Source organism: Serratia sp. NFX21 (assembly GCF_048517035.1).
Classification (GTDB): domain Bacteria; phylum Pseudomonadota; class Gammaproteobacteria; order Enterobacterales; family Enterobacteriaceae; genus Serratia; species Serratia quinivorans.
This window is the reverse complement of the sequence record NZ_CP183196.1, coordinates 5,165,014-5,179,399: the sequence shown is the minus strand read 5'-3', so window position 1 is coordinate 5,179,399 and position 14,386 is coordinate 5,165,014. Positions and strand designations below refer to the sequence as shown.

Sequence of the window (14,386 nt, the reverse complement as noted above, 5' to 3'; positions counted from 1 at the left end):
CACAAGCTACTTTTAAAGGCCCGGCGTTTTTATCCCCTTAACGCCAAGCCTGCAGGTACAGGGAGGTACCTGAAAACCCAACCTATTTCTTCTTGATGGCGATGCTGTGATCGTGTTCGCCGCAGTCATGCTTGCTGTCACAGGCTTCTACCTCAACGCAACCCGCACACAGGCCATGCGCCTCCACCACGTTATGACGCAGAACAAAACCAGACTCCTTCGCCAGTTTCTGCAACGTCTCTTCGACCCCTTCGGTAGTGCGTTCAGTCACCTGACCACAGCGATCGCAGATAAACAGCGCGGAAGTGTGCGTCGGCTGTTCGAAGTGATGGCACAGCACGTAGCTGTTGGCGGATTCCACCCGGTGAATGAAGCCTTGTTCCAGCAGAAAATCCAGAGCACGGTACACCGTCGGTGGTTTGGCCTGGGGTTCGGCGACGCGCAGCAGATCGAGCAGGTCGTAAGCGCTGATGGCACCGGGCTGCTGTGCCATCAGGCGTAACACTTCCAGCCGCTGCGGTGTCAGACGCACATTGCGTTGCTGACAGAGTTGTTCAGCCTGCGCCAGCAGCTTTTCCTGGGTGCTTGAGTTCATGGCAAATTTCCCGGTACGTAAAAAAGCCGATTTTACCATGCTTCAGTCAAATCGCCGAGAGTCGGCCCCTTTTCCTCTGATATGGCGCACTAATCGGCTGGTTTACCACCTACCGTTCGTCACCAGTGTGACGATGTTCACACTTGAAGTGGCGTCTTAGCTGGCAAGTGAGTGCTGCAAGCGCTCTGCCAACGCGGCCATTTCTGGCGCAGGGTTATGCCCAATCAGCATAAAACCATGACGGCCATCGGCCCAGTAGACCACGTTCATTCCCTGGCGGCGCTCGCTTTGGGCGGACTGAGACTTGCCCGGTTGCTGAACAATACACAGTGCCAGCGCACCGAATTGAGCATCCAGCCAGGTTAATTGAGCGATACGCCGATCGTCGTAAGCCAGCACGCGAGCGCTTTTCAGCTCGGCGCCGCTCAACATTAACTTCGGTAGCGAGAGTGCGATGCCCAGCCGATCGCCGGTTTGCTGTAGCTGATGGGCAATCTGTGTAGGCGTGTCATCGAAGCCTGCCAGCGTTTCCGGCGTGTACAGTGCCATATACTGGGCGACCAAACCGCGCCAGTTGTCTTCTGGCTGGCTGAACTGTAAATAGGCGCGATCGCCTGCGATGCCGAGTGCCAGAAAACCAACCGCGGCGGCGATCAGGCTACGCCGACTGATACCGCGCTGCGGCACTGGGGCGGTAAGGGGGCCTGCGGCGCGCAGACGTTGTACCGGCGCCTCATCAAGCAATGGAGCAAATGCCTGCTTAAAAGGCAGGGTGCTGCGTGCCAATAACGACAAACGTTCGGCCAGCGCGGGTTCATCGATCAGGCGCTGTTCCAGAAGTTGGCGCTGCCGTGGGTCCAATTGATTGTCCAGGTAGGCGACCAGCAGTTCATCCGCAGCGTAGGTTGAGCTCATGATTGTTCTCCTTTTGCCTGGGGTGAACGGGTCTGCAGCATGCAGTCATTTGCCAATCTCAGGCGTGCCGCCGCCAGACGGCTCATGATGGTGCCGATGGGCACGCCAAGCACCTCGGCTGCCTCACGGTAAGACAGCTCCTCCACATAGACCAGAAACAGCGTATTGCGCTGCGCCTCCGGCAGCCGGTTAACCCGCTGCATCACCTCATTGGCCCAAATCGGCTCTTCACTGTTTTCCGACCCTGCCAGTTCTTCGACGTCGACAAAACCCTGCCCCTGGCGGATATGCTGGGCGCGGGTCTCGTTAAGCCAGATAGAATGAAGGATCGCAAACAACCAGCGGTCCATCCGCGTGCCCACGGCAAACTGTGCGGCGCGTTCCAGCGCCCGCACGCAGGTGGCTTGAACCAAATCGTCGGCAACGTCCCGCCGGTGGGAAAGCACCAGACCATAGCGCCACAGGCGGGAAAGATACTGGCCGATTTCGTTACGGATCGCGTCGCTACTGATGTTTACCTCCGGGCCAGGCTAGATCATGATTCTGGGTGGTGATCGATGGCTGCCGCCAGATCGCGGTACTCTTCACAACCGGTACCGCATAGCGACTGGATCACCTTCAGTTGTTCTTTCGCCAAATCCTGACGGCCCTTGACCATATAGGCCTCACCCAGATATTCACGGACTTTCGGGTATTTCGGATCGAGCGCGACTGATTTTAAATAGTAGCCGATCCCTTCATCGGTGCGGCCGAGCTTGCGGGTAGCGTAACCGCGGTAGTTCAGTGCAACCGCGGTGTTAGGATCCTTAAGGGTATTGAGCACGTCGAGCGCCTCCTGGTAACGACCGCTTTTTGCCAGCGCATAGGCATAGTTAGCCCGATCGTTGTCGTCGATCATGCTGCTTTTTTCCACCATGCAGGTCTTGGTTTTTGTATCGTATATCTGGCCTTTCGGGCAGGTTGGGGTGGTCTGACCGCTATCATCACCGCCCATTGCCAGGGCCGCCCCGGAAAACAGCAGAGAACCGGCAATGACTGGTAACAGCAGGCGTTTAACGAAACTGTTCATGGTTGTTTCCTCATTGGGAAGGGCGCAGAGCTGCACCCATAACGAGAGAACACCTGACCACGCATTTTTATTCGTTTTTTCGGGGGCTTTTTTAACCAGGCGGCACGGTGGTTTTCCCAAGGCGGCCGATTGTCGTTATAATAGCCGTTTGCGGCAGTACGCCGTTCGTTGAAACCAGACAGAATCAGGTAGCCAGTAGCCCAGCATGACGACAGACAACAACGCTTCAAAATACGCCGCCAATCGTTTCTCCATCGCGCCGATGCTCGACTGGACCGATCGTCATTGCCGTTACTTCCACCGCCTGCTGACCAAGGACACGCTGCTGTACACCGAAATGGTGACTACCGGCGCGATTATCCATGGCAAGGGCGACTATCTGGCTTACAGCGAAGAAGAACATCCGGTGGCGCTGCAACTGGGCGGTAGCGATCCGGCTGCGTTGGCACACTGTGCCAAATTGGCTGAGCAGCGCGGCTACGACGAGATTAATCTCAACGTCGGTTGTCCGTCCGATCGGGTGCAGAATGGTATGTTCGGTGCCTGTCTGATGGGGCAGGCAACGCTGGTTGCCGACTGCATCAAGGCGATGCGTGATGTGGTGTCGATCCCGGTGACCGTGAAAACCCGTATCGGTATTGACGACCAGGACAGCTATGAGTTTCTGTGTGATTTTATCGCCACCGTTGCCGGACGCGGTGAATGCGATATGTTCACCATTCATGCGCGCAAAGCCTGGCTGTCGGGCCTGAGCCCGAAAGAGAATCGTGAAGTGCCGCCGCTGGATTATCCGCGTGTCTATCAGTTAAAACGTGATTTCCCAGAACTGACTCTTGCCATCAATGGCGGGGTGAAAACTCTGGAAGAGGCGAAGCAGCACCTACAGCATCTGGACGGCGTAATGATGGGGCGCGAAGCCTATCAGAACCCAGGCATTCTGGCGCGGGTCGACAGCGAACTGTTTGGCCGCCAGACCGAGGTGATGGACAGCGTAGCGATTATTGAGTCGCTGTATCCTTACATCGAACGCGAACTGTCGAACGGCACCTATTTGGGCCATATTACCCGCCATATTCTGGGCCTGTTCCAGGGCGTGCCGGGTGCGCGTCAGTGGCGCCGCCACCTGAGCGAAAATGCCCATAAGCCAGGGGCAGATGCGCGCGTGGTTGAACAAGCACTGGATTTGGTGCGCCTGCCGCGTACCGAAATGGCGTAATTGACATCAATATCTGACTAAAAGTTAGCGTTTTTGACCAGGCATGTCGCATTGTGTGATGTGCCTTTTTTTTAATTTCAATCACTTAGTTTCCACGCCGGCCTGGCACGCTTCTTGTAATAGCTCAGTAGATACTTTGTTTTGCGAAGGAGCAAAATCATGTTGGAACTCTTCTTTCTGGTCGGTTTTGTTGTGATGCTGATGGTGACCGGGATTTCGCTGCTGGGCGTGTTTGCCGCGATATTGGTGGCGGCGGCGTTTATGTTACTTGGTGGGCTGTTTGCGATGGTGATTAAGCTGTTGCCGTGGTTGATTCTGGCTGTGGTAGGCGTTTGGATTTACCGTTCGATGCAGAAACCACAAATACGCCGCTACTGATTTTTTGTCGAATAATCAGTCGGTCACGCTGAAATCTACGCAACAGCTCTGCTCTGAATGCGGCGGAGATCACAGCTTGGCGTTTTAAATGCCAATGCGCCGCATTAGCCATGTTTTTTGCATTTCGGGGCTGTTAGGATGTTTGCCGTGCAGCGATGCGACCTATTTCATCACCGCAAGAGACATTGACCCAATACGAGTGTTGCTCAAGCAACCCGCTGTCTCGGGCGGACTCTGCTCTACCCCTACAAACGCAGTAACAAAAAGGGCTCCTAACGGAGCCCTTTTTATTGGTTATGATCCCGCGATATCAGGATACTGGCCAGTCATTACTTTCGAGTTGCAGTGTGCGATCAATGGTCATATTCAGTTGGCACGAGGCAGAATCCAGCGCATCTCCAGAACCATGGGGGGCTGCCACCAATGCCATACATTGGCTGTCTTTGAACTTCAGCCAGTTACGTTGCGCCTCACGCCAGGCCTTTGGCGCGGCTTTAAACTTGAGTGATTCCTTATAGGCCTTGTTCAAACGCGCATCCCAGAGTTTGAATTCCGCTTCGATACAGGCAGCAGCACCAGGCGTGTTACCGCCATCCTTATCCATGCACTGCGTATAGGTATCAGAGTATTGGTATTTCATTAAAACGTTTTTCTCTGCGCTCTGAGTCGCGGCCGGTGCTGCGCTGACGAATGCAGGGGTTGCGGCGAAAACCAGTACTGCGGCAAGCATTTTTATATTCATTTCTGCGTTATTTCCTTATTGATCAATATGAATTACCAGAAGATCATATTCCTTTAGTAATGATTTTTCGATGCGATACAGTGCTTTGTATTACCTTGTTTTTGTAAGGGTACTCATCTCAGCGACCGGGGATCAGTAAGCTTGAACCACTGGTGTTGCGGCTTTCCAGCACCTGATGGGCGCGCTGTGCATCGGCCAACGCAAACTTTTGCTCTTCCTTCACGTCGACTTTGATAGCCCCGCTACCGATCAAGGAAAACAGCTCATTGCTGGCATACTGCAGTTCAGCACGGTTGGTAATGTAGCCGTTAAGCGAAGGGCGGGTGACGTATAGCGAGCCTTTTTGGTTCAGCAACGCCAGATCAACACCGGTGACCGGGCCGGAGGCATTGCCGAAGCTCACCATTAGCCCACGGCGTTTCAGGCTGTTAAGCGAGGCCTGCCAGGTACTTTGGCCTACCGAGTCGTAAACGACGCCGACTTTCTCACCCTGTGTCAGCTCTGCCACGCGCTGGGCGATATCTTCCTTATGGTAATTGATGGTTGCCCATGCGCCTGCGTGCTTCGCCAGCTCGGCTTTTTCGTCGGAGCCGACGCTGCCGATCAGTTTTGCCCCGAGCGCTTTCGCCCACTGGCAGGCAATCAGCCCAACGCCCCCTGCGGCGGCATGGAACAGGAACACTTCACCCGGTTGCACCTCATGGGTTTGGCGCAGCAAATAATGCACCGTCAGCCCTTTCAGGAAGGAGGCCGCGCCCTGCTCAAAACTCAGGTTATGCGGCAGCAATGCCACTTTTTCCTGCGAAACGTTGTGCACTTCGCTGTAGGCTCCAAGCGTCGACTGGGCATACACCACCCGGTCACCCGGTTTTAGCACGCTGACACCGGCACCGACCTTGATCACCACCCCGGCCGCCTCGGTACCCAATCCGCTCGGTAGTTTGGCGGGCGGATACAGACCGCTGCGCACGTAGGTGTCGATATAGTTGATGCCGATCGCCTTGTTCTCGATCTGCACCTCACCGGCTGCCGGATCTACGGGGGTAAAATCAACATATTGCAAGACTTCCGGGCCGCCGGTGGCGGAGAATTGAATGCGCTTTGCCATTTCATTACCTCGAGTGGGGGTCTGATTTCACCCTACGCGTTTTAGCATCGGCGATCCAGTTTGCCCTGGGGTGGCTTGATACTTTTTGCATCTGTTATGCGCAGGAATCACAGCTAAAAATCACGTATACTCTCGCGTCAGGATCCTCCATTCGCCACCGGATAAAGAATACGTTTCATGGCAGGAAAAAAACCAACCAACAGAACAAACGCAGACGAAGCCAAAGAGCGCCCAAGAGACCGCCAGATGGAAGGGCTGAAGATGCCGCCACATTCGCTGGAGGCGGAACAGTCCGTGTTGGGCGGTTTGATGCTGGATAACGAGCGCTGGGACAACGTGTCCGAACGCGTAGTTTCCAACGATTTCTTCAGCCGCCCGCATCGCCTGATCTTTACCGAGATGCAGCGCCTGCTGGAAATGAGCCGACCGATCGACCTGATCACCCTGTCCGAATCGCTGGAACAGCGCGGTGAGCTCGATTCCGTCGGTGGGTTCGCCTACCTGGCCGAATTATCGAAAAACACCCCAAGTGCTGCCAACATCGGTGCTTATGCAGATATCGTACGTGAACGTGCGGTAGTGCGTGAGATGATCTCGGTGGCCAATGAAATCGCCGACGCCGGTTATGATCCGCAGGGTCGCAGCAGTGAAGACCTGCTCGATCTGGCCGAATCACGGGTGTTCCAAATCGCGGAAAACCGGGCCAGCAAAGATGAAGGCCCGAAAGGCATTGAGCGTATCCTGGAAGATACCGTTGCGCGCATCGAACAGCTGTATCAGCAGCCGCACGATGGCGTTACCGGGGTGGATACCGGCTATCAGGATCTCAATAAGAAAACCGCCGGTTTGCAAAAATCGGATCTGATCATCGTCGCCGCCCGTCCTTCGATGGGTAAAACTACCTTCGCCATGAACCTGTGCGAACACGCCGCGATGACGCAGGAAAAACCGGTGCTGATCTTCAGCCTTGAGATGCCAGGCAACCAGATCATGATGCGTATGCTGGCGTCGCTTTCGCGCGTAGACCAGACGCGTATTCGTACCGGCCAGCTCGATGACGAGGACTGGGCGCGAATCTCCAGCACCATGGGTATCCTGCTGGAGAAGCGCAATATGTACATTGATGACTCCTCCGGCCTGACGCCAACCGAAGTCCGCTCCCGTGCGCGCCGTATTTTCCGTGAACATGACGGCCTGAGCCTGATCATGATCGACTACCTGCAGCTGATGCGCGTGCCGTCCTTGTCCGACAACCGTACGCTGGAGATCGCCGAAATTTCCCGCTCGCTCAAGGCGTTGGCGAAAGAACTGCAGGTGCCGGTGGTGGCGCTGTCGCAGTTGAACCGAAGCCTGGAGCAGCGTGCCGACAAGCGCCCGGTCAACTCCGACCTGCGTGAGTCCGGTTCCATCGAGCAGGATGCCGACCTGATTATGTTCATCTACCGTGATGAGGTTTATCACGAGAACAGCGATCTGAAAGGGATTGCCGAAATTATTTTAGGTAAGCAACGTAACGGTCCAATCGGTTCCGTGCGGCTGACCTTTAACGGCCAGTGGTCGCGTTTCGATAACTACGCGGGGCCACAATATGATGACGAATAATCAGCTAAGGAACTGAAATGAAAGCGGCAACCGCTGTAATCGACCGCCGCGCTCTGCGACATAATCTGCAACAGGTGCGCCGTCAGGCGCCGCAAAGTCGCCTGATTGCCGTTGTGAAAGCAAACGCTTATGGACATGGCCTGCTGGAAACAGCTCACACCCTGCAAGACGCCGACTGCTACGGCGTGGCGCGCATTGGCGAGGCATTGATGCTGCGCTCCGGCGGTATCGTCAAACCGATCCTGATGCTGGAAGGTTTCTTCTGTGCCGAAGACCTGCCGGTGTTGGTGGCCAATAACATCGAAACCGCCGTACACAGCATCGAACAGCTTGAAGCGCTGGAGCAGGCCACGTTGGCGCGCCCGGTGCCGGTGTGGATGAAGCTCGATACCGGTATGCATCGTTTGGGCGTGCGCCCGGAGCAGGCGGAGGCGTTCTATCAGCGTCTGAGCGCCTGCCGTAACGTGGTGCAGCCGGTTAATATCATGAGCCATTTCAGCCGCGCCGATGAGCCTGAGTCGGACACGACGCTCAAGCAAATACAGTGTTTCGAAAGCTTTGCCGCCGGCAAACCGGGGCAGCGTTCGATCGCCGCCTCCGGTGGCACTCTGCTGTGGCCGGATGCGCACAACGAGTGGGTACGCCCAGGCATTATCCTGTACGGTGTTTCACCGATGGAAGGCTCTCAGGGCTGTCAGTATGACCTGCAACCGGCGATGACGCTTAAATCCAACCTGATCGCGGTGCGTGAACACAAAGCCGGTGAATCTGTGGGCTACGGCGGCACCTGGGTTAGCGCAGGTGATACCCGTTTGGGCGTGGTGGCAATGGGTTATGGCGACGGCTACCCGCGCAGCGCACCTACGGGAACGCCTGTGTGGCTTAACGGCCGTGAAGTGCCGATAGTGGGTCGGGTGTCGATGGACATGATGTCGGTCGATCTGGGGCCGGAGGCCACCGATAAGGTTGGCGATGAAGTGGTGCTGTGGGGCCAGGCTTTACCGGTCGAACGAATTGCCGACTGTACCGGCATCAGCGCTTATGAACTGATTACCAAACTAACGCAGCGCGTGTCGATGGAATACATCGGCGAATAGCCTGTGAGGGGCCAGCGCCTGCCGGCCCCAATCAATAACGCGTTATTTCTTTACCGCCAGCCATTGATCGATAATGCTCTGATACTCGCCGGTCGCTTTGGACAGGTGCAGCCACTGATCCACATACAATTTCCAGCTTAAATCATCACGCGGCAGCATGTAGGCCTTCTCGCCGTACTGCATCGGTTTTTTGGGATTCACCGCGCACAGTTTCGGAAAACGTTTTTGCTGATACAGCGCCTCGGAGGCGTCGGTGATCATGACATCGGCTTTCTTGTCGACCAACTGCTGGAAAATCCCCACGTTATCATGGGTCAGCGTCAGTTTGGCCTTGGGCAGATAGGCGTGCACGAAGGCTTCGTTGGTGCCGCCCGCCGGCTCCAACAGACGCACCGACGGTTTGTTGATCTGGTCGATGGTGCGGTATTTCTTCACGTCGGTGCAGCGTACCAATGGGATCTTGCCGTCGGTATCCAGCATGTCGGCGAAAAATACCTGCCTTTGACGCTGCAGCGTGACGGAGATGCCGCCCATGGCGATGTCGCATTTACCGGCGACAAAGTCCGGCGTCAGGGTTTTCCAACTGGTTTTTACCCATTTCACTTTGGCGCCCAGGCTTTTGGCCAGCGATTCCGCCATATCGATATCAATGCCTTCATAGCTGCCGTCTTCTTTCAGGAAGGTATAAGGCTTGTAATCGCCGGTGGTGCACACTTCTAGTGTGCCCTGCTGGATCACCTTATCCAGGTGCGATTGAGCGCTGGCGCTCCCGGCGGCAACCAGCAGTGCGAGAGGTAATAATTTTTTCATCGGCGTCCTTTTTATACATTCGTGGTTTTATGCGCTCTTTAGGCGTTAATTGTCGCTGACTTGCGCGAGTTACCCACTTTTTATGCCATTAGCAGCTGGAAACGTTCGGCATTGCTGCTGTGCGCTTCACAACCTCGGTGGGGGAAGGGTATCCACAGTCAAAAAACTGATAGGCTGTAACGTCAACATTTATTAACACAGTTTACAGGTGGCTATGTACAACATTGACGATTTTGATATGAAAATCCTGACGCTGCTACAGGCCAATGGCCGTCTGACCAATCAGGAACTGAGCGATCTGGTGGGGTTGTCGGCCTCCCAGTGTTCCCGGCGGCGCATCAGTCTGGAGCAGGCACAGCTGATCCGCGGCTACCATGCACGGCTGGCACCGGAGGCCGTCGGGCTGGGGCTGGTGGGGCTGATAGAAGTGAGCCTGACTCACCATGCCCAGGAGCAGATCGACAGTTTCCACCAGATGCTGGAAGAAGTGGACGCCATTCTTGACGCCTATAAAACTACCGGCGATGCTGATTATCTGCTGAAGGTGGCGGTGGCGGACCTGCCGGCGCTGGACGACTTTATCAGTCAGACGCTGTCGCGGCATAAAAGCGTGGCGCATATCAAAACGGCGGTGGTGCTCAACCGAATCAAGGAAAACGGTTTGTTGCCGGTTGCGAGATAAAGCTCAAACTGAACGGCCTTTTCCGTCTATATTAGAGCCTGATACTGTGCCCCCGAACCCTAATAATCCAGGAGAACAACCCGTGTTTCAGAACGTTGATGCCTATGCAGGTGACCCGATCCTGTCGCTGATGGAAAAATTCAAAAAAGATCCCCGTTCGCACAAGGTTAACCTGAGTATCGGCCTTTACTATGACGAGCAGGGCATTATCCCGCAGATGAAGGCGGTTGCCGCCGCAGAAGCGCAACTGAGCAGCGTGGACCACGGCGCGTCAGTGTACCTGCCGATGGAAGGCCTGCAGCCTTACCGTACTGCCATTCAGCATCTGCTGTTTGGTGCCGAGCACCCGATGTTGCAACAGGAGCGTATCGCCACCATTCAAACCGTGGGCGGTTCCGGCGCGCTGAAGGTCGGTGCCGACTTCCTGAAAAGCTATTTCCCGGATTCGCAGGTGTGGGTCAGCGATCCGACCTGGGAAAACCACATCGCCATCTTTGGCGGTGCCGGCTTCAAGGTCAATACCTATCCCTACTTCGACAGCGAAAGCCTGGGCGTGAAGTTTGACGCCATGCTGAGCGCATTGAAACAGCTGCCGAAGCACAGCATCGCGTTGCTGCACCCGTGCTGCCATAACCCGACCGGCTCTGACCTGACCCATGCCCAGTGGGATGAAGTGGTCAAAGTGATTGCCGAACGTGAACTGATCCCGTTCCTTGATATCGCCTATCAGGGTTTTGGCGGTGGAATTGCCGATGATGCCTATGCCATCCGCACTATGGCTGCGGCCGGTCTGCCATGCCTGGTAAGTAATTCGTTCTCGAAAATCTTCTCGCTGTACGGCGAACGCGTCGGCGGCCTGTCGGTGGTGTGTGAAAGCGAAGAGGCGGCGGGGCGCGTATTGGGTCAACTGAAAGCCACGGTTCGCCGCAACTATTCCAGCCCGCCGAACTTCGGTGCGCAGGTGGTGGCGAAGGTGCTGAACGATGCGCAGCTGAAAGCCCAGTGGCTGGCAGAAGTCGAAACCATGCGTACCCGCATCCTTGAGATGCGCAAAACGCTGGTGGAAGCGCTGAAAGTTGCTCTGCCGCAGCGTAACTTCGATTACCTGCTGGAACAGCGCGGTATGTTCAGCTACACCGGTTTCAGCGCGGCACAGGTCGATCGCCTGCGGGAAGAGTTCGGTGTGTACCTGATCCACAGCGGCCGTGTCTGCATGGCCGGCCTGAACCATAACAACGTGCATCAGGTGGCCGAGGCGTTTGCCGCAGTGCAATAATGTTGTTAGGGTTTGAAGTTCGCAAGGGAGCGATAGTGATATCGCTCCCTTTTTGTTGTCGGTTTGCCGCCGGAGTTGCTGCAAACTGGATAGAGAATATACTGATTGAGGGGCGCTCACTCATGTGGCATCAGCAAACGCTAATCCTCAGCGCAAAAGCGCGTGGTTTTCATCTGGTTACCGAAGAGATTACCGACCAGCTAACCCACTTACACCGCCTGCAAACTGGCCTGTTGCACCTGTTGTTGCAACATACCTCGGCCTCGCTGACGCTGAACGAGAACTGCGATCCTACGGTGCGAGCCGACATGGAACAGCATTTCCTGCGTCAGGTGCCAGAGAACGCACCCTATCAGCACGACTATGAAGGGCCGGACGACATGCCGGCGCACATCAAATCCTCTCTGTTGGGCACGTCCCTGACGTTGCCTGTCGGTCACGGGCGACTGATGCTGGGCACATGGCAGGGAATTTGGCTGGGGGAGCACCGCATTCACGGCGGTTCACGCCGTATTGTGGCCACTTTACAGGGGGAATAACCCAATGAATAACACAGCACTGCTGGAATACTGCATGGCGAAGCCGGGCGCGGAACAGAGCGACCAGAACCAGTGGCAGGCCAGTCAGATCAAGGTTGGCGACGTTATGTTCGCCATGGTGTGCGAGGTGCAGGGGCGGCCGGCGCTGGCGGTAAAATCCAGCCCGGAACTGGCGGAGAGCCTGCGGGAACACCATCCGGAGATCGTCGCCTGTGAGCGGCTGAACAAAGCGCACTGGAATACGGTGTTTCTTGACGGCAACCTGCCGAACTCGCAGTTTTATACCCTGATCGACAGTTCATATCAGTTGGTGCTGGAAGGGTTACCTGACCACGTGCGCCAGGAACTGCGCGCTTAAGCGTTGAGGGCAGGCGCACCGCCTGCCTTTTTAATCGCCTATCTTCCTGTCAACCTTTCAAACTGTGATCGTGATTCGAGAATGGGAACGTTCCCGTTTTAATCTGTGCCGGAAACGACTAGGCTTTTTACTCCATAAGCCGCCAGATTAAAGGATGCCGTGAGATGGCCATGAGTGAACAGAAACGCAAGATGATTGCCGGCGAGTTGTATGATGCCGGCGACGAGCTACTGCGCAGCGAGCGTAAGCATGCACGCCAGTTGGTGCACCATTACAACCATTCTTCCCCGGATGAGACTGACCTGCGTAAACAGTGGCTGGCGGAGCTGTTGGGCCAGTATCAGGGGGGAACCATCGAGCCGACGTTTCGCTGCGATTACGGCTACAACATCTACCTGGGTAAAAACTTTTACGCCAATTTTGACTGCGTGATCCTCGACGTGTGTGAAGTGCATATCGGTGATAACTGCATGCTGGCACCAGGGGTGCATATCTACACTGCCACCCATCCGTTGGATGCGGAAACGCGCGTCGGCGGTGCGGAGTTCGGCAAGCCGGTGCGCATTGGCGACAACGTGTGGATTGGCGGTCGGGCGGTGATTAACCCTGGCGTGACTCTGGGGGATAACGTGGTGGTGGCATCCGGGGCGGTGGTCACTAAAGACGTACCGGCCAACTGCGTGGTCGGCGGCAACCCGGCACGGGTGATTAAACAACTGTAAGCAAAAATCGGGCGCCACAATGAATGGCGCCCTTAGAGTTAAGCTCGCAGCGAGTTGATATCCACCACGAAGCGGTATTTCACGTCGCTTTTCAGCATCCGCTCATAGGCCTGGTTGATTTGCTGCATCGGGATCAGTTCGATGTCCGAGGTAATACCGTGCTGACCACAGAAATCCAGCATCTCCTGGGTTTCTGCAATACCGCCGATCAGCGAACCGGCGAGGCGGCGGCGTTTCATGATCAGATTAAACACCTGCGGTGACGGGTGATCGTGTTCCGGGGCACCGACCAGCGTCAGGGTGCCGTCGCGGCGCAGCAGGTTAAGGAACGGGTTCAGATCGTGCTGGGCTGCGACGGTGTTAAGAATAAAGTCGAAGCTGTTGGTGTGCTGCGCCATCTGTTCCGGGTCACGGGAAATGACCACTTCGTGGGCACCGAGGCGTTTGGCATCCTCGACTTTGGACTCGGAGGTGGTGAACAGCACCACATGCGCGCCCATCGCCCGGGCCAATTTGACCCCCATATGTCCTAATCCGCCCAGGCCAACAATGCCAACCTTTTTACCGGGGCCGGCACCCCATTGGCGCAACGGGGAGTAGGTGGTGATACCGGCGCACAGCAGTGGTGCTACACCGGCCGGATCCAGGTTCTCCGGCACCCGCAGCACAAAGTCCTGGTCCACGGTCATCGCGGTTGAGTAGCCGCCGTAGGTGATGGCACCGGTTTGCCGATCCTGTCCGTTATAGGTGCCGGTAAAGCCGTTTTCACAGTATTGCTCCAGCCCTTCTTCACAGCTCGGACAGCTACGGCAAGAGTCCACCATACAACCCACGCCGACCAAATCGCCGACCTGATAGCGTGAAACATGGCTGCCGACGGCACTTACGCGGCCAACAATCTCGTGGCCGGGCACTACCGGGAAAATTGTGTTGCTCCATTCGTTGCGGGCCTGGTGCAGATCAGAATGGCAGACGCCGCAGAACAGAACGTTGATTTGCACATCGTGGTCGCGCAGGGTGCGCGGCGTGTAATCAAAAGGAACAAGCGCTGACTTGGCATCGTGCGCGGCATAGGCGTGCGTAATGTTCATGGTCACTCCAGTCATCAAAGGGTGGGGAACTACTTCCGGCAGCAGGATGCCGGTGAGACGCGGCCTGGATACAGCAGGTGGCCACAGAGGGAACATTGATGATAAAAGCTGCGAGCGGGGAGGGAAATGCCTGAAAATGTCTAAATCTTGCCTGTTTCTGTTCAATTTGAGCGAAACAGGTAATAG

General features: G+C 56.0%; 17 protein-coding genes. 9 read left to right on the top strand and 8 right to left on the bottom strand.

Annotated features, from left to right (window positions below; translation table 11 throughout):
• Positions 1 to 82: 82 nt before the first annotated feature.
• From zur to ACNT1W_RS24230, 4 genes are all read right to left on the bottom strand, one after another.
• Complete coding sequence (zur, locus tag ACNT1W_RS24245; protein WP_012147151.1) at positions 83 to 595, bottom strand: zinc uptake transcriptional repressor Zur; 513 nt, start codon at positions 593 to 595, stop codon at positions 83 to 85.
• Positions 596 to 751: 156 nt separating this feature from the next.
• A complete protein-coding gene (locus tag ACNT1W_RS24240; RefSeq protein WP_419246257.1) occupies positions 752 to 1,510 on the bottom strand; it encodes an anti-sigma factor family protein in 759 nt (252 codons plus the stop codon).
• The gene (locus ACNT1W_RS24235) at positions 1,507 to 1,956 is read right to left on the bottom strand and encodes an RNA polymerase sigma factor (RefSeq protein ID WP_012147149.1); all 450 of its coding nucleotides are present in this window, start codon (positions 1,954 to 1,956) and stop codon (positions 1,507 to 1,509) included. The genes ACNT1W_RS24240 and ACNT1W_RS24235 overlap by 4 nt, the downstream gene beginning before the upstream one ends.
• An 89-nt stretch (positions 1,957 to 2,045) precedes the next feature.
• Complete coding sequence (locus tag ACNT1W_RS24230) at positions 2,046 to 2,579, bottom strand: tetratricopeptide repeat protein (RefSeq protein ID WP_012147148.1); 534 nt, start codon at positions 2,577 to 2,579, stop codon at positions 2,046 to 2,048.
• Between the two features lie 205 nt (positions 2,580 to 2,784).
• Between ACNT1W_RS24230 and dusA the strand changes: the two genes are divergently transcribed.
• Together dusA and pspG are read left to right on the top strand one after the other, a co-directional pair.
• A complete protein-coding gene (gene dusA / locus ACNT1W_RS24225) occupies positions 2,785 to 3,795 on the top strand; it encodes a tRNA dihydrouridine(20/20a) synthase DusA (protein WP_012147147.1) in 1,011 nt (336 codons plus the stop codon).
• A 159-nt stretch (positions 3,796 to 3,954) separates the two neighbouring features.
• Positions 3,955 to 4,173 carry an envelope stress response protein PspG gene (gene pspG, locus ACNT1W_RS24220; RefSeq protein ID WP_012147146.1) on the top strand — a complete coding sequence of 73 codons (219 nt, stop codon included), beginning with the start codon at positions 3,955 to 3,957 and terminating at the stop codon, positions 4,171 to 4,173.
• A gap of 310 nt (positions 4,174 to 4,483) precedes the next feature.
• Here pspG and ACNT1W_RS24215 read toward each other — a convergent pair whose 3' ends face one another.
• Together ACNT1W_RS24215 and ACNT1W_RS24210 are read right to left on the bottom strand one after the other, a co-directional pair.
• Entirely contained in the window at positions 4,484 to 4,915 is a 432-nt protein-coding gene (locus tag ACNT1W_RS24215) for a lysozyme inhibitor LprI family protein (protein WP_419246256.1), read from the bottom strand.
• Between the two features lie 118 nt (positions 4,916 to 5,033).
• On the bottom strand, positions 5,034 to 6,023 hold the full coding sequence (locus ACNT1W_RS24210; protein ID WP_419246255.1) for a quinone oxidoreductase: 990 nt from the start codon (positions 6,021 to 6,023) through the stop codon (positions 5,034 to 5,036).
• Between the two features lie 177 nt (positions 6,024 to 6,200).
• Between ACNT1W_RS24210 and dnaB the strand changes: the two genes are divergently transcribed.
• The gene (dnaB, locus tag ACNT1W_RS24205; RefSeq protein ID WP_012147143.1) at positions 6,201 to 7,625 is read left to right on the top strand and encodes a replicative DNA helicase; all 1,425 of its coding nucleotides are present in this window, start codon (positions 6,201 to 6,203) and stop codon (positions 7,623 to 7,625) included.
• A gap of 17 nt (positions 7,626 to 7,642) precedes the next feature.
• The gene (gene alr / locus ACNT1W_RS24200; protein ID WP_012147142.1) at positions 7,643 to 8,722 is read left to right on the top strand and encodes an alanine racemase; all 1,080 of its coding nucleotides are present in this window, start codon (positions 7,643 to 7,645) and stop codon (positions 8,720 to 8,722) included.
• A gap of 42 nt (positions 8,723 to 8,764) precedes the next feature.
• On the opposite strand, the gene ACNT1W_RS24195 is transcribed toward alr, so the two are convergent.
• Positions 8,765 to 9,532, bottom strand: a complete 768-nt coding sequence (locus tag ACNT1W_RS24195; protein WP_012147141.1) for a transporter substrate-binding domain-containing protein — start codon at positions 9,530 to 9,532, stop codon at positions 8,765 to 8,767.
• 214 nt (positions 9,533 to 9,746) lie between these two features.
• Between ACNT1W_RS24195 and ACNT1W_RS24190 the strand changes: the two genes are divergently transcribed.
• From ACNT1W_RS24190 to maa, 5 genes are all read left to right on the top strand, one after another.
• The gene (locus ACNT1W_RS24190) at positions 9,747 to 10,214 is read left to right on the top strand and encodes an Lrp/AsnC family transcriptional regulator (RefSeq protein WP_012147140.1); all 468 of its coding nucleotides are present in this window, start codon (positions 9,747 to 9,749) and stop codon (positions 10,212 to 10,214) included.
• Positions 10,215 to 10,296: 82 nt separating this feature from the next.
• Positions 10,297 to 11,490, top strand: coding sequence for an amino acid aminotransferase (locus ACNT1W_RS24185; RefSeq protein WP_261099260.1), 1,194 nt, complete (start codon positions 10,297 to 10,299; stop codon positions 11,488 to 11,490).
• Positions 11,491 to 11,612: 122 nt separating this feature from the next.
• Positions 11,613 to 12,029 (top strand): secondary thiamine-phosphate synthase enzyme YjbQ, encoded by a 417-nt coding sequence (locus ACNT1W_RS24180; RefSeq protein WP_012147138.1) that lies wholly within the window; start codon positions 11,613 to 11,615, stop codon positions 12,027 to 12,029.
• Between the two features lie 4 nt (positions 12,030 to 12,033).
• Positions 12,034 to 12,387: an MmcQ/YjbR family DNA-binding protein gene (locus ACNT1W_RS24175; RefSeq protein WP_012147137.1), complete on the top strand. Its 354-nt coding sequence runs from the start codon at positions 12,034 to 12,036 to the stop codon at positions 12,385 to 12,387.
• A gap of 164 nt (positions 12,388 to 12,551) precedes the next feature.
• Entirely contained in the window at positions 12,552 to 13,109 is a 558-nt protein-coding gene (maa, locus tag ACNT1W_RS24170) for a maltose O-acetyltransferase (protein WP_012147136.1), read from the top strand.
• A gap of 38 nt (positions 13,110 to 13,147) precedes the next feature.
• On the opposite strand, the gene ACNT1W_RS24165 is transcribed toward maa, so the two are convergent.
• Positions 13,148 to 14,200 (bottom strand): NAD(P)-dependent alcohol dehydrogenase, encoded by a 1,053-nt coding sequence (locus ACNT1W_RS24165; protein ID WP_017894191.1) that lies wholly within the window; start codon positions 14,198 to 14,200, stop codon positions 13,148 to 13,150.
• Between the last annotated feature and the right edge of the window lie 186 nt (positions 14,201 to 14,386).

Coding starts and splice junctions, on each gene's coding strand:
- maa (WP_012147136.1), top strand. CDS start 12,552: ATGGCCATGAGTGAACAGAAACGCAAGATGATTGCCGGCGAGTTGTAT.
- ACNT1W_RS24210 (WP_419246255.1), bottom strand. CDS start 6,023: ATGGCAAAGCGCATTCAATTCTCCGCCACCGGCGGCCCGGAAGTCTTG.
- alr (WP_012147142.1), top strand. CDS start 7,643: ATGAAAGCGGCAACCGCTGTAATCGACCGCCGCGCTCTGCGACATAAT.
- zur (WP_012147151.1), bottom strand. CDS start 595: ATGAACTCAAGCACCCAGGAAAAGCTGCTGGCGCAGGCTGAACAACTC.
- ACNT1W_RS24190 (WP_012147140.1), top strand. CDS start 9,747: ATGTACAACATTGACGATTTTGATATGAAAATCCTGACGCTGCTACAG.
- ACNT1W_RS24195 (WP_012147141.1), bottom strand. CDS start 9,532: ATGAAAAAATTATTACCTCTCGCACTGCTGGTTGCCGCCGGGAGCGCC.
- ACNT1W_RS24180 (WP_012147138.1), top strand. CDS start 11,613: ATGTGGCATCAGCAAACGCTAATCCTCAGCGCAAAAGCGCGTGGTTTT.
- ACNT1W_RS24240 (WP_419246257.1), bottom strand. CDS start 1,510: ATGAGCTCAACCTACGCTGCGGATGAACTGCTGGTCGCCTACCTGGAC.
- pspG (WP_012147146.1), top strand. CDS start 3,955: ATGTTGGAACTCTTCTTTCTGGTCGGTTTTGTTGTGATGCTGATGGTG.
- dusA (WP_012147147.1), top strand. CDS start 2,785: ATGACGACAGACAACAACGCTTCAAAATACGCCGCCAATCGTTTCTCC.
- ACNT1W_RS24230 (WP_012147148.1), bottom strand. CDS start 2,579: ATGAACAGTTTCGTTAAACGCCTGCTGTTACCAGTCATTGCCGGTTCT.
- ACNT1W_RS24215 (WP_419246256.1), bottom strand. CDS start 4,915: ATGAATATAAAAATGCTTGCCGCAGTACTGGTTTTCGCCGCAACCCCT.
- dnaB (WP_012147143.1), top strand. CDS start 6,201: ATGGCAGGAAAAAAACCAACCAACAGAACAAACGCAGACGAAGCCAAA.
- ACNT1W_RS24175 (WP_012147137.1), top strand. CDS start 12,034: ATGAATAACACAGCACTGCTGGAATACTGCATGGCGAAGCCGGGCGCG.
- ACNT1W_RS24165 (WP_017894191.1), bottom strand. CDS start 14,200: ATGAACATTACGCACGCCTATGCCGCGCACGATGCCAAGTCAGCGCTT.